Annotated in this window: 14 protein-coding genes and 1 riboswitch; of the genes, 7 read left to right on the top strand and 7 right to left on the bottom strand. The window is 63.2% G+C overall.

From position 1 onward, the window contains the following. Window positions 1-250: 250 nt before the first annotated feature. Window positions 251-1,015, top strand: coding sequence for a DUF3108 domain-containing protein (locus tag AC4PTT_RS04090; RefSeq protein WP_113153158.1), 765 nt, complete (start codon window positions 251-253; stop codon window positions 1,013-1,015). 27 nt (window positions 1,016-1,042) lie between these two features. Continuing rightward, the gene (yddG, locus tag AC4PTT_RS04095) at window positions 1,043-1,933 is read left to right on the top strand and encodes an aromatic amino acid exporter YddG (protein ID WP_492162154.1); all 891 of its coding nucleotides are present in this window, start codon (window positions 1,043-1,045) and stop codon (window positions 1,931-1,933) included. 55 nt (window positions 1,934-1,988) lie between these two features. On the opposite strand, the gene gloB is transcribed toward yddG, so the two are convergent. Then, window positions 1,989-2,756: a hydroxyacylglutathione hydrolase gene (gloB, locus tag AC4PTT_RS04100; RefSeq protein WP_206546191.1), complete on the bottom strand. Its 768-nt coding sequence runs from the start codon at window positions 2,754-2,756 to the stop codon at window positions 1,989-1,991. Between the two features lie 104 nt (window positions 2,757-2,860). Here gloB and AC4PTT_RS04105 point away from each other — a divergent pair, with 104 nt between their 5' ends. Together AC4PTT_RS04105 and AC4PTT_RS04110 are read left to right on the top strand one after the other, a co-directional pair. Beyond that, on the top strand, window positions 2,861-3,646 hold the full coding sequence (locus AC4PTT_RS04105) for a class I SAM-dependent methyltransferase (RefSeq protein WP_206553855.1): 786 nt from the start codon (window positions 2,861-2,863) through the stop codon (window positions 3,644-3,646). 5 nt (window positions 3,647-3,651) lie between these two features. Further along, on the top strand, window positions 3,652-4,719 hold the full coding sequence (locus AC4PTT_RS04110) for an NAD(P)H-dependent flavin oxidoreductase (RefSeq protein ID WP_113153154.1): 1,068 nt from the start codon (window positions 3,652-3,654) through the stop codon (window positions 4,717-4,719). A gap of 5 nt (window positions 4,720-4,724) precedes the next feature. Here AC4PTT_RS04110 and metA read toward each other — a convergent pair whose 3' ends face one another. Further along, the gene (gene metA / locus AC4PTT_RS04115) at window positions 4,725-5,660 is read right to left on the bottom strand and encodes a homoserine O-acetyltransferase MetA (protein ID WP_297562188.1); all 936 of its coding nucleotides are present in this window, start codon (window positions 5,658-5,660) and stop codon (window positions 4,725-4,727) included. A 76-nt stretch (window positions 5,661-5,736) separates the two neighbouring features. Then, window positions 5,737-5,814, bottom strand: a riboswitch (SAM riboswitch). A gap of 117 nt (window positions 5,815-5,931) precedes the next feature. Between metA and hisC the strand changes: the two genes are divergently transcribed. After that, a complete protein-coding gene (gene hisC, locus AC4PTT_RS04120; protein ID WP_113153152.1) occupies window positions 5,932-7,032 on the top strand; it encodes a histidinol-phosphate transaminase in 1,101 nt (366 codons plus the stop codon). A gap of 3 nt (window positions 7,033-7,035) precedes the next feature. Beyond that, a complete protein-coding gene (locus AC4PTT_RS04125) occupies window positions 7,036-7,971 on the top strand; it encodes a prephenate/arogenate dehydrogenase family protein (protein ID WP_206548332.1) in 936 nt (311 codons plus the stop codon). Window positions 7,972-7,974: 3 nt separating this feature from the next. Here the strand turns inward: AC4PTT_RS04125 and AC4PTT_RS04130 are convergent, their stop codons facing one another. Continuing rightward, a complete protein-coding gene (locus tag AC4PTT_RS04130; RefSeq protein WP_283800020.1) occupies window positions 7,975-8,970 on the bottom strand; it encodes a DUF2125 domain-containing protein in 996 nt (331 codons plus the stop codon). 75 nt (window positions 8,971-9,045) lie between these two features. Here AC4PTT_RS04130 and AC4PTT_RS04135 point away from each other — a divergent pair, with 75 nt between their 5' ends. Then, complete coding sequence (locus tag AC4PTT_RS04135) at window positions 9,046-9,582, top strand: gamma-glutamylcyclotransferase (protein ID WP_492162155.1); 537 nt, start codon at window positions 9,046-9,048, stop codon at window positions 9,580-9,582. A 28-nt stretch (window positions 9,583-9,610) separates the two neighbouring features. Here the strand turns inward: AC4PTT_RS04135 and AC4PTT_RS04140 are convergent, their stop codons facing one another. The 4 genes from AC4PTT_RS04140 to ftsE all read right to left on the bottom strand — a co-directional run bounded on the left by AC4PTT_RS04140 (window position 9,611) and on the right by ftsE (window position 13,041). After that, window positions 9,611-10,402: a lysophospholipid acyltransferase family protein gene (locus tag AC4PTT_RS04140; RefSeq protein ID WP_492162156.1), complete on the bottom strand. Its 792-nt coding sequence runs from the start codon at window positions 10,400-10,402 to the stop codon at window positions 9,611-9,613. A 199-nt stretch (window positions 10,403-10,601) separates the two neighbouring features. Then, window positions 10,602-11,318 carry a YdcF family protein gene (locus tag AC4PTT_RS04145; protein ID WP_492162157.1) on the bottom strand — a complete coding sequence of 239 codons (717 nt, stop codon included), beginning with the start codon at window positions 11,316-11,318 and terminating at the stop codon, window positions 10,602-10,604. 81 nt (window positions 11,319-11,399) lie between these two features. Then, the gene (locus tag AC4PTT_RS04150) at window positions 11,400-12,389 is read right to left on the bottom strand and encodes a cell division protein FtsX (RefSeq protein ID WP_206546199.1); all 990 of its coding nucleotides are present in this window, start codon (window positions 12,387-12,389) and stop codon (window positions 11,400-11,402) included. Continuing rightward, window positions 12,382-13,041 carry a cell division ATP-binding protein FtsE gene (gene ftsE, locus AC4PTT_RS04155; protein WP_113153146.1) on the bottom strand — a complete coding sequence of 220 codons (660 nt, stop codon included), beginning with the start codon at window positions 13,039-13,041 and terminating at the stop codon, window positions 12,382-12,384. The genes AC4PTT_RS04150 and ftsE overlap by 8 nt, the downstream gene beginning before the upstream one ends. Between the last annotated feature and the right edge of the window lie 10 nt (window positions 13,042-13,051).

Below are 13,051 nucleotides of genomic sequence, written 5' to 3' on the forward strand. Positions count from 1 at the left end.
ACCTTCATCGTCTTGGCCCGTCCATACCCCACTGCCGCACCTTAAATTGGCGGCGCGCGGTTGATCATTGGCGGCCTTATGGAAAAAGTTGCCGTTCCATAGAGATATTTGGCGAGCGGGTCAAGCACCCAGCGCCCCTGTTCGGACAATCTCCATGGCCCTTTTCCAAAGAAATGCCTTAATATTCCTCTTCACGCAAGGGGAAGGGACGCTGCCGGTTCGCCGGCCTGGCTGGAGGAGACCGCTCGTGATGCGGCCTGCTGGATATTGTCTTGTTGTTGCGATTGGCTTTTGCGCCGCTTCAGGAACCGCTCTGGCGGAGACCGAGACGCACCGCCTTCGCTATGATGCGTTTCTCTATGGCATCCCCATTGGAAAGGCCGATTTCACGAGCCGTCTGGACGAAAGCCGCTTCGAGGTTTCGGGGCGGTTCGCCAGCGCCGGCATTGCGCGCCTGTTCGACAAGACGGATGGCACGGTGATTTCGAAAGGCCGGCTCTCCGGCGATGCCGTGACGCCATCTTCCTATGAGCTTGCCTATCTGAGCGGCAAAAAGCGTGAGACGACCACGATCCGTTTTTCCAAGGGGCAGATCACGGAGACGGTGATAACGCCGAAGCCCAAGAAACGGGGCAAGGACTGGGTGGCCGTGTCGAAGAAGGATCTCGCCGGGGCGCTTGATCCGCTGTCGGCCCTGCTGTCGCCGGCGGCAAGTGCAGCCGACGTCTGCAACCGCCGCTTCAAGGTGTTCGATGGCGAAATGCGCGCAGACATCGTTTTCTCGCCGGCAGCCAGAGGAGAGTGGATCGGCACGGACCTGATCACCTGCAGGGCGAAGTTCATCCCGGTCTCGGGTTATCGCAAGGGACGCTCGACCATCGCTTTCCTGCGCGACAAGGCTCGTCTATTGGTAGCTTTCAGACCGCTTGGGGCGCGTGGCCATCACACGCCTGTCGAAGCGCGGATTGGAACCAAGGTCGGCACGGTGCACATTCGCGGCCGTCCGGTTGATTGAGGGGCGCATCTGCGCCGGGAGGGGATTTTGGCGCGCGCCACGCTGATCGGATTTACCGCTGTTGCCATGTGGGCGCTTCTGGCGCTTTTCACAGCCGGGTCGGGCGCTGTCCCGCCATTTCTTCTGTCGGCGCTGGCCTTTTCGGTGGCCGCGCTGATCGGTCTCGTCATGCGGGTGGCCGCGCCGTCCTCTGCGCCTGCCGCGCCCATTCCGCCCGTGGTCTGGCTGATCGGCATTGCCGGCCTGTTCGGCTACCACTTTTTCTATTTCACTGCCCTGCGCAATGCGCCGGCGGTGGAGGCGAGCCTGATCGCCTATCTCTGGCCGTTGCTCATCGTGCTCGGCTCCGCGCTCATGCCGGGCGAGCGGCTCGGCTGGCATCACATTGCCGGCGCGCTTCTGGGGCTTGTGGGCACCGCGCTCATCATCACCAAGGGCGGCGGCTTCACCTTCGAGAGCCGCTATGCGCTGGGCTATGCGGCGGCGGGGGCCTGCGCGTTTTTCTGGTCCGGTTATTCGCTCCTGTCGCGCCGTTTTCAGGCCGTGCCGACGAGCGTCGTGACCTGGTTCTGTGCGGCGACGGCGATCCTTTCCGCACTCTGCCATGTGTTGCTTGAAGAAACCGTCTGGCCGGTCTCCACGAGCGAGTGGCTGAACGTGCTCGGTCTCGGGCTGATGCCGGTGGGCGCTGCGTTCTACGCCTGGGATTACGGGGTCAAGCGCGGCAACATTCAGGTTCTGGGCGCGGCGAGCTATGCCGCGCCGCTTCTTTCGACGCTGATCCTGATTGGAGCCGGCGCGGCGGAACCCTCCACCAGCATCATCGCCGCCTGTTTGCTGATCACCTTCGGCGCGGTGCTCGCGGCAAAGAACATGATCCTGAAACCGTCGCGGAAGAAGGCCGGTGAGCCGGCCTGATCCCGTGACGTGAGGTCAGGGCCAGCGGCGTGAGGTCATGACCAATGATGTTAGGTCAGGAAATGTCCTTGCGCTTCCTGATTTCGGCGAAGACTTCCTCTTCGCTCGCGCCTTCCATGCCGAGATTGCGGCGGATCACCGGATCATGCGCGCGCAGGAACGGATTGGTGGCCATCTCTGCGCCGATGGTGGTTGGCAGGGTAGGCCTGCCCTCGCTGCGCAGACGCGCAATCTCTTTTGCACGCTCCTTGAGCACCGGGTTGGTGGGGTCCACCGTCAGGGCGAAGCGCGCATTGGTTTCCGTGTATTCGTGGCCGCAATAAACGATTGTCTCAAGCGGCAGGGCGGCGAGCTTCTGGAGCGAGGCGAGCATCACCGGCGGCTTGCACTCGAACAGCCGCCCGCAGCCAAGCGCAAACAGCGTGTCGGCGGTGAACACGACGCCGGAATCGGCGAAGTAATAGCTTACGTGCCCCGCCGTGTGCCCAGGCGTTTCGATCACCCGAACCGCCTGCTTGCCGACGCGTACCGTGTCGCCTTCCTTCACCGTGCTGTCGATGCCGGGAATGCGCCCGGCTTCTGCCGCCGGGCCGATGATGGTCAGGCCGAAACGCTCCTTGAGCGCGAGATTGGCTTCCACATGGTCGGGGTGATGGTGGGTTGTCAGGATCATCGTCGGACGCCAGCCGGTGCGTTCCACGGCTGACAGGATGGCGCGCTCTTCCGGCGCGTCGATCAGCGCCGTTTCGCCGGTTTCGCTGTCATGGGCCAGAATGCCGAAATTGTCGCTGCGACAGATGAATTGTTCGATTTCCAGGGCCATGAATCTCTCCGTTGTCGGCTGGACGATAGGGCGGGGGCGGCGGCTTGTCACGCCGGGTGCGACAATTCTTGCCGGTGTCGTGGAAGGGGGGTACCGTCCCTGCCATGATTTCGGACATTGTCGCGCTTCGCGCCTTCTATTCCTCCCTGCTCGGTCATCTGGCCGAGCGCTCCATCGCCATGGCGCTTTCCGCCATCTGGTCGAAAAGCACCAGCGAGCGGTTTGTCGGGCTTGGCTACACGCTGCCCTGGCTCGACCGTTTCGGCGCGGATGCGGAGCGCACCTTCGCCTTCATGCCGGCCATGCAGGGCGCGGTGCCGTGGCCCTCGGGCAAACCCTCGGCCACCGCTCTGGTGTTCGAGGAGGAACTGCCGCTGCCCGACGCCTCCGTCGACCGTGTGCTGATGGTGCATGCGCTGGAGCATGTGGAGAACCCGCAGCAGGCGCTTCTGGAAATCTGGCGTGTGCTGGCCCCGGGCGGGCGGCTGATCATTGCCGTGCCGAATCGGCGTGGCATGTGGGCGCGTTTCGAGCACACGCCGTTTGGCACCGGGCGGCCCTATTCGCGCGCCCAGCTTGCCGAGGCGCTGCGCGAGGCGAATTTCACCGCCACGGCCTGGGGGGACGCGCTGCACTTCCCGCCATCGGAGCGGCGCTTCGTGCTGCGGCTGCATCAGCTTCTGGAGCAGGCCGGGCGGCGTTTCTGGCCGATTTTCTCGGGCGTTCTGGTGGTCGAGGCGGAGAAGCGCCTTTATCAGGGGTTGCCGGTGGCGGCGCGGGCCTCGCGGCGCGTTTTCGTGCCGGTGCTTTCGCCGCAGGGCGCAACACGGGTTGGCGGCCTTCGTCGCGCTGGGGGGCGCAATGGGAGCCGAAACGGGGGAAAGGGATAACCATCATGGCAATGAGCACATCCGTTACGGAACTCTTCGGCATCGAACTGCCGATCCTTCTGGCGCCCATGGCGGGATCTGCCGGATCGGCGCTTGCGATTGCCGTGAGCAGCGCCGGCGGTCTCGGCTCGCTGCCCTGCGCCATGCTGACGCCGGAGAAGATACGCGCCGAGATGGAGGCGATCCGAAAAGGGACGGACGGACCGGTCAATCTGAACTTCTTCTGCCATGTGCCGCCTGAACCCGATCCCGCGCGCGAGGCGGCATGGCGCGAGCGTCTGCGGCCTTTTTATTCCGAATTCGGCATCGATCCCGATGCGGCCCCGCCCGGTGGCGGGCGCAATCCTTTCAACGAGGAAAGCTGCGTCATCGTCGAGGAGACGCGCCCGGAAGTGGTGAGCTTTCACTTCGGCCTGCCGGATGAGGCGCTGATGGCGCGCGTGCGCGAAGCGGGGGCGAAGATCATCGCTTCGGCGACCACCGTGGCCGAGGCGCGCTATCTGGAAGAAAACGGCTGCGACGCCATCATCGCGCAGGGCGCGGAAGCCGGCGGACATCGCGGCGTCTTTCTGGAGCCGGAGATTGCGACGCAGCCCGGCACGCTGGCGCTGGTGCCGCAGGTGGTGGACGCGGTTTCCGTTCCGGTCATTGCAGCCGGTGGCATCTGCGACGGGCGCGCCGTGGCGGCCTGTTTCATGCTTGGCGCTTCCGCCGTTCAGGTGGGGACGGCCTATCTGCAATCGCCCGAGGCGCTGACCGGCGCGGGCCATCGCGATGCGCTGGCGCTGGCGCGGGACGACCGCACGGTTCTGACCAATGTGTTCACCGGCAGGCCAGCCCGCGGGCTTTTGAACCGCTTCGTCAGCGAAGTGGGACCGATGAGCGATGATGCGCCGGAGTTTCCGCTGGCGACGGCTGCCATTGGCCCGCTGCGCGCTGCGGCGGAAAAGGCCGGGGTGAGCGATTTTTCGCCCTTATGGGCAGGGCAGGCGGCGGCTTTGGCCGCGCCCATGCCGGCGGGCGAACGCACGGTGAAGCTCGCCCGCGACGCTGCCGCGCTTCTACGCGGCTAGCAATTTCATTTCGTAGCCTGATGCCCTGCGCCGATCTCCGCCAGATCGTAGGGCGTCGACTGGTAGACCTGGTTGATCCAGTTGCCGAACAGAAGATGCGCGTGCGAGCGCCAGCGGTTTAAGGGCGGGCGGCTCGGATCATCATCGGGGTAATAGCCGTGCGGCACGGCGACCTCGGTTCCCGAAGCCACATCGCGATCATATTCCTCCTTCAGCGAGGTGGAATCATATTCGATGTGGTTGAACATGTAGAGCCGGTTGCCCGTCTCCTCCGTCAGCAGGCACGGCCCCGTGACATCCGATTCCATCAGCACCTGCAGGCCCGTTTCCGGCTTAATGTCGGCGGAACGCACTTCGGTCCAGCGCGACACCGGAATGGCGAAATCGTCGGAGAAACCGGCGAGGAAGGGTGAGGCGGGTGCGTTGTTGCGATGGCGGAAGACGCCGAACGCCTTCTTCTCCAGCGTGTATTTGGGAACGCGGTGAAAGTGCCATGCGGCGGCCATTGCGCCCCAGCAGATGAAGAAGGAGGAGTGGACGTTGGTCAGCGTCCAGTCGAAAATCTTCTCCAGTTCCTTCCAGTAGGTGACGTCTTCGAACGACAGAAGCTCGATGGGCGCACCCGTGATGATGAAGCCGTCGAACTTGCGGTCACGCACTTCTTCCCAGGTCTGGTAGAAGGAGATGAGGTGGTCTTCCGACGTGTTCTTGGCGCGGTGGTTGCCGATGCGCACAAGCGTCAGCTCCACCTGAAGCGGCGAAGCGCCGATGAGGCGGGCGAACTGCGTTTCGGTGCGGATCTTGTTCGGCATGAGGTTGAGCAGTCCGATCTGCAGCGGGCGGACGTCCTGCCGCAGCGCTGTTTCCTCGTCCATCACGGACACACCTTCACGCACGAGCACGTCGCGGGCGGGAAGCTGGTCGGGGATCTTGATCGGCATTGTTTTGCTCCAAACAAAAAGGACCGGGCTCCAAACAAAAAGACCGGCAGCGAAATCGCGGCCGGTCTCAGCAATATTCTTGCATCGCACGGCCTTTTAGCGAGTTGTTTTACGTGGCTGCAAGCCGACCGGCCAAATCACCACGAATGGAGATCATTATTTAAGGTGGCGTTTTCTTTGCGTCAATCGCCGTCATGGTCTAAAGCATCTGACGGATTTTCGCCTGAGACAGGCGTTCCCATCAACCGTTTCCCTAGAGCAGGACCATTCAATGAGCACGTCCGACCGTCCCGAACCGAAGCCCGGTGTCATGGATATCGCCGCTTATGTACCCGGTCGCGAAAGCGCGCCCGGCGCCATGAAGGTGTGGAAGCTCTCCTCCAACGAGTCCCCGCTTGGCCCTTCGCCAGCGGCCGTTGAGGCGATTTCCAAAACCATGGGACATCTGGAGCTCTATCCGGACGGTTCGGCGACGGCGTTGCGCGAGGCGATTGCCGAGACCTATGGCCTGAACCCGGCCAACATTCTCTGCTCCAATGGTTCTGACGAATTGCTCGGCCTGCTGGCCCAGACCTACATCAAGCCCGGTGATGAAGGCATCTTCACCGAGCATGGCTTCCTCGTTTACCGCATCCAGATCCTGGCCGCCGGCGGCAAGCCGGTGGTGGTGAAGGAAGACAATGAGCGCACCGACGTGGATGCGATCCTTGCGGCGGTGACGCCGAAGACGCGCATCGTTTTCCTGGCCAACCCGAACAATCCGACCGGCACCTATATTCCGGTTGAAGAGGTGCGCCGCCTGCAGGCCGGCCTGCCGAAGGATGTGCTTCTGGTGCTGGACGCCGCCTATGCGGAATATGTGCGCCGCAACGACTATGAAGCCGGCATCGAGCTGGTGTCGTCGAGCGAGAATGTCGTCATGACGCGCACCTTCTCGAAGATCCACGGCATGGCGGCGCTGCGCATCGGCTGGATGTATGCGCCGGCTCACGTGGTGGACGCGGTGAACCGCGTGCGCGGCCCCTTCAACGTCAATGCGCTGGCCATTGAGGCCGGTGCTGCGGCGATCCGCGACAAGGCGCATCTGCAGCGCGCGCTTGAGCACAATGAGACCTGGAGCGCCTGGCTGGTTGAAGAGCTTGGCAAGCTTGGTCTGCGTGTGACGCCCAGTGTCTGCAACTTCCTGCTGATCCACTTCCCGGAGAATGGCGGCAAGACGGCTGCGGAGGCCGATGCCTTCCTTGGTTCGCGCGGTTATGTGCTGCGGCGTGTGGTGCCTTATGGTTTCCCCAACGCCCTGCGCCTGACCGTCGGCCCGGAAGAGGCCAACCGCGGCGTCGTCGCCGCTCTCAAGGAATTCATGGAAGGCTGAATCGTGCCTGACCCTCTTTTTAACAAGGTCGCGCTGATCGGCATCGGCCTGATTGGCTCGTCGCTTGCACGCGCCATCAGGCATGCCGGTCTGGCGTCGACCGTCGCCATCTCGACGCGCAGTGAACAGACGCTGGAAAAGGCCCGCGAGCTGGAACTGGGCGATGTCTACGAGCAGGACGCGGCTGCGGCGGTGCGCGATGCCGATCTGGTGATCATTTCGGTGCCCGTTGGCGCTTCGGGTGCGGTGGCGCAGGCGATTGCGCCGGCGCTGAAGCCGGGCGCGATCGTGACCGACGTTGGCTCCACCAAGGCATCTGTTGTCGCGCAGATGCAGCCGCATCTGCCGGACACTGTGCATTTCATCCCCGGCCACCCAATTGCCGGTACGGAGGATTCCGGACCTGCCGCCGGTTTTGCCGATCTGTTCGAGGGGCGCTGGTGCATTCTGACGCCGCTGCCGGACACGGATGCGGATGCGCTTGCGCGTCTGTCAGCCTTCTGGGAAGGCTGTGGCGCGATGGTCGACAGCATGGACCCGGAGCACCACGACATGGTGCTGGCCATCGTTTCGCACCTGCCGCACATCATCGCTTACAACATTGTCGGTACGGCGGACGATCTGGAAGCGGTGACCAAATCCGAGGTCATCAAATACTCGGCCTCAGGTTTCCGCGATTTCACGCGTCTGGCAGCGTCAGACCCGACCATGTGGCGTGATGTGTGCCTGCACAACAGTGATGCCATTCTGGAGATGCTGGCGCGTTTTTCAGAAGACCTTTCCGCGCTTCAGCGCGCGATCCGCTGGGGCGATGGCGACAAGCTGTTCGAGATGTTCACGCGCACCCGCGCCATCCGTCGCTCCATCATCGAGGCGGGCCAGGACATCGACGTTCCGGACTTCGGACGTCACGCGCTGGCCCATCCTGAAAAGCCGTAAGGCTTATCTGACGGGCGGTACGCGCCCGAGCGGAATGAAACCGACAAAGACACGGCCCTGGCGGATATTGACCGGCAGGGTCGGCGCCTTGCCGAGATTGGCAAGCCCCGATGTGATGCTTTGGATCTGATCGCGCTGTGCGGGGAAAAGATCGCCGGCAAGACGCGCAATGGTCTGCGGCTCGTTGACCGTGACGCGCAGCTCGGCGTCAATCAGACCGTTCTCCGCAATACGTATCGGCCCCTGAAGGCTGAGCCCGGCCTCGGTGCCGGCCACGCTGAGGCGCAGGTTCTGCACATTGCCGGAGCGTCCACGCAGCCCGTTTCGTGCATTGGCCAACAGCGCCACGCCATCATCCAGCGACAAAAGCACTTCACCATCAAGCGCCGGAATGGTCGCGCCGCTGGTGAGAGCCGGGTCGAGCGAGAGCTTCTGCGCGATGAAGGCGAAATCCACATTCGCGCCGTTCTGGCGCGTGTGGGTCTGAATGCTGTCTGCGCGCGCGATGGGCTGACGCGTATCGTCGTCCAGCGTCAGGACCACATTGGTGGCCTCGCTCGAAACGCGCTCCGGCAGGCGGGTGGTGAGACGCGCGCTGAGGCGCATATTGTCCCAATTCGCTTCAACCGGCGGGAAATGGGGGGCGGTAATTTTCGCGGGCGAATCCAGTTCACCCACGGTGCGCATCGGCTGATAGACCTGCGCTGCGGAACGGAACGCGCCAGCATTCACGGAGACGCCGGTCTCGGCGTTTTCGAAGGAAACGCTGCGGCAGAACAGGCCGATGCGGAAGGGATAACCCCGGGCCGTCGGTTCCTCGCAATTGACGTTCTGCTGGCCGAGATTGATGTCCTCGATGGCCGTGATGGTGCGGCGCTCCAGCGTGTCGGCAGCATAGAACCAGCCGCCGGTGTAAACGAGAATGGCCAGCACAATGAACAGCGCGAACAGCAGGAAGCGGCGGCTGGTATTGCGTTTGGTGCGTTTTCTTGACGGCATGAAGTCCTCCGGTTAACCCGTTCGCCACCAGTGATGACGACACAGCAACACCCTTTCAAGCATTGGGCAGGCGATATGGACGATTTTTGGGTCTTTGGCTACGGATCGCTGATGTGGCGGCCGGGTTTCGCCCACACGGAGACCCGCAAGGCCAGACTGCACGGCTATCGCCGGGCGCTCTGCATCCATTCGCATGTGCATCGCGGCACGCCGGACCGGCCGGGGCTGGTGCTCGGGCTGGACCGTGGCGGTTCATGCCTTGGGCTCGCTTTTCGCGTGCCGGGAGAATTGCAGCGCGAAGTGGTGGACTATCTGCGCGAGCGCGAACTGGTCACCAATGTCTATCTGGAGCGCCGGGTGGGCATTCGGCTTGAGGATGGTTCGGCGGTCGAGGCTTTGACCTATGTGGTCGACCGCGCCCACGGGCAATATGCCGGCAGCATGGACATCGACCACGCGGCGCAGCAGGTGAGCGCATCCGTCGGGCAATCCGGGCCCAATGTCGATTATGTGCGCAACACGGTCGAGCACTTGCAGGCGCTGGGCATTCGCGATCACTGGCTTGAAGCGGTGGCTGCCCGCACCGGCAATGCGGGCAAGGGCGTTATCTAGGGTCCTGACCCTGGGGTCGGGTCTGGCTTCAGGAGGCGGCGGTGACGCCCAGCTGCTGAAGGCGTTTGCGGGCTGTCTCCGGCAGCGGCGGCGGATTGGCCGAAGTGGCTGCTTCAACCAGCATTTCATCGCAGGCCGCTTCCGTTTCGCCGACAAGGCGCTTCTGAAACTCCTCGCGCGACAGGCCGGGCTCGATGGGCGGCAGGAAGCGCGCGCGAATGACGCCCGGATGGCGCAGGAACTTGCGCCGGGGCCAGAACAGGCCGGCCGCATGGGCAACCGGCACCACCGGGACGCCAAGCTGTGAGTAGAGCTCGACAATGCCGTATTTATAGGCCGGTTCCGCGCCCGGCGGACGGCGCGTGCCTTCGGGATAGATGATGAGCTGGCGATTTTCCTTCATCAGCTCATGGGCCTGCTTCACCGCCTGCTTGAGCGCCTTGGTGCGGCTGCCGCGATTGATCGGGATCATGCGCATCTTGGCCACGTACCAGCCGAAGAAGGGGATCCACATCAGTTCGCGCTTCAGGATGTAGAGCGCATCGGGAATGTGCGGCAGAAAGGCAATCGTGTCCCAGAAAGACTGATGCTTGGGCGCGATGATGCAGGGACCGTCCGGGAGGTTCTCCAGCCCCGAAATCTCCGAGCGCCCGCCGGTCATCGCCTGTTGCAGCCACAGGCTCGAGGAAGCCCAGAACTTCGGCACGAACCACGCCTTCTTGCGTGGCAGCAGGAAGAAGATGGGCGTCCAGAACAGCATCTGCACGATGAGGTTCAGGTAGAAGACGGCATTGAAGGTGGCTGATCGGATGAGGAGCATGATAGGGCCCGTTAGAGCAATTCCAGGAAAAACGGGAGCCGGTTTTCCGTCCGGAATTGCACGAAAACATTGAATTGGAGCGTTTTCACGATTCAGCGAAAAGCGGAAACGCTCCAGGTTCTTGTGAGGCTCTTACAGCAACCGGGGAGCGAGGCAAAGCGCCCATGCCGGAGCGTCGTGCGGGGAGTGCGGCTGGATTTCAGTTCCCCTGCAGATCGGCCTGGGTGGTTTCTGCCGTCTTTTTCAGGAATGTCATGCGGGGAAGGGGGACGACCTCGCGCACCAATGCGCCGACATATTTCGTGTATTCCGTGGCGAGCACGCGCAGCGCGTTGGGTTTCGCCAGCCATGCGCCATTGTCGAGCGGCGTGTTGACCACGGGATAGGGGTGCACCTGCGCATCGGGCAGCAGGCGGCGCATTTCCAGAAGGCTGCGCGGCATGTGGTAGTTGTTGGTCACCAGAATGATGCTGTCATAGGCGTTGGCCTGCACCCATTTGGCGCTTTCCTCGGCATTGCCGATCGTGTCGAGCGCGGCATGGTCGATGTCGACGCAGCATTCGAAGAGTTCTGTTTCGCTGCCGGTGGCGATCCGCAGATCGTCTGCCCGGGCGATCGGGTTGACGCCGCTGATGAGAAGGCGTTTTCCCTTGCCGTTTTTCAGGAGTTCGACAGCGGCGTCGATGCGCGACTGGCCGCCGGTGAGGACGACGATGCCGTCTGCATCGTCAATGTCGCGGGGGACGGAGAGATGGCCGATGTGGTCGGCAAATAAACCGAAGCCTGCGATGAAAATGAACACACCGATGGTGCACACCAGCAAAAGCACCCTGAACACGCGACGCGCGCCGGATCGCCGGCTGCGGCGTGATGCGTGACCCTGGCCTTTCAGGCCATGCTGGGGCTCCTGTGTCATGCGGTGATCGTTAACTGCAAATTGCGGCGATGGATAGTCGACACGCATCCGGTGAACAGGTCAATTGGGACATCATCGCGGCTACATCGTGTCGGGATGGGCGGTGTCGACATTCTTCAGATAGGAGAGCACCGTCACATGGGTGGTTGCCGCCGTGAGGACGGCAATGACGATCACGATTGCGCCGACGCCGATATAGCCGGATGGGCCGATGGCGAAATTGCCGAACAGGGCCGTGGCCTGATCTGCCTCGGGCGTGGCCATGTTGCGCGATGACCACCAGTAGAAGCCGATGAAAACGAGGATGGCGGCAAGGCCGCCGGCGGCAGCCCCCTTCATGCCGGCGAACAGGAAGTGCCGGCGGAACTGCGAGGCGATGAAGGGTGCTTCCGCTCCCACGAAATGCAGCACCTCGATGATGTGTCCATTGCCGGCCATCGCGCCGCGCGTGGCGAAGATGACGGTGAGCGCCGTGGCCGAAAGCATCAGCGCCAGCGCGGACATGCCGATGGTGACCGTGGTGCGCGCCATGGCGACGAGCCGGTCGACCCAGGTGCGGTGATCGTCCAGCGTCGCATTGGCGACGTTTTGCGACAGTTCTGCGCGCATGGCCGCGAAATCGGGCCGTGCTGTCGGGTCGATGGTGACGATCACGAGCCGGGGGACGGGCAGGCTCTCAATGTCGAGACCGGTTCCGAGCCACGGTTCGAGCAGGCGTGCGGTGGCTTCGGCGTCGACGATGTTTGCGTTGAGAACGCCATTGTAACCGGCGGCGATGTCGCGGGCCTGGGCGAGGGCGGCGTCCATGTCCAGCCCCTCATCGGGTTTGATCTGGATGGTCGCTTCGCGGGATATCTGCGTCTGCCAGGTGGAGGCGGTGTCGCGCACCAGCGTCACCGCGCCCAGGGTGAGGCACGAAAGAAAGGTCATGATCGCGATCACGAGCACCATGGCGCGGCCGGCAATGTTGTCCGACGGCACGATGGGCGTCTGCTTGCGCGACACCGCGCCGCGCGCGCCCGAACTCAGGCGTGCGCCGACATTCTTCAGGAGGCGGGTCGTCTCAGTCATAGATTTCCAGCCTTCCGCCCGAAAGCACCATGCGGCGCGCATCCACCTGATCCATCAGGCCGAGGTCGTGGGTGGCGATGACGACGGCGGTGCCGAGCCGGTTGAGCTCCAAAAGAAGCCGCAGCAGGCGGCGGGCGAGCTGCGGGTCCACATTGCCGGTCGGTTCGTCGGCGAGCAGGATGCGGGGCTGCTCGATGAGGGCGCGGGCGATGGCGGCGCGCTGCTTTTCACCGCCGGACAGGATGGGCGGCAGCACATGCATGCGCTCACCTAAACCCACCCATTTCAGGAGTTCGATCACGTCGCTGCGATAGGTGGATTCATCGCGCCCGCGAACGCGCAGCGGCAATGCTACATTCTCATAGGTGGTGAGATGATCCAGCAGACGGAAATCCTGAAAGACCACGCCGATATTGCGGCGCAGGAGCGGCAGCTCCGTGCGGGTGATCTTGGAGCGGTCCTTGCCGAAAATCGTGATCAGGCCGCGCGTCGGCTTCAGCGACATGAAAAGCAGGCGCAGGAGCGTTGTCTTGCCGGCGCCGGAAGGGCCGCTCAGAAACTGGAAGGATCGCTCCGGCAAATGAAACGAGACATCGCGGAGGATCTCCGGACCCATCCCGTATCTATGGCCGACATTTTCAAATCGAATCACGAGGAACCTG

The sequence above is a fragment of the Nitratireductor sp. WH36-1 genome (assembly GCF_058725515.1).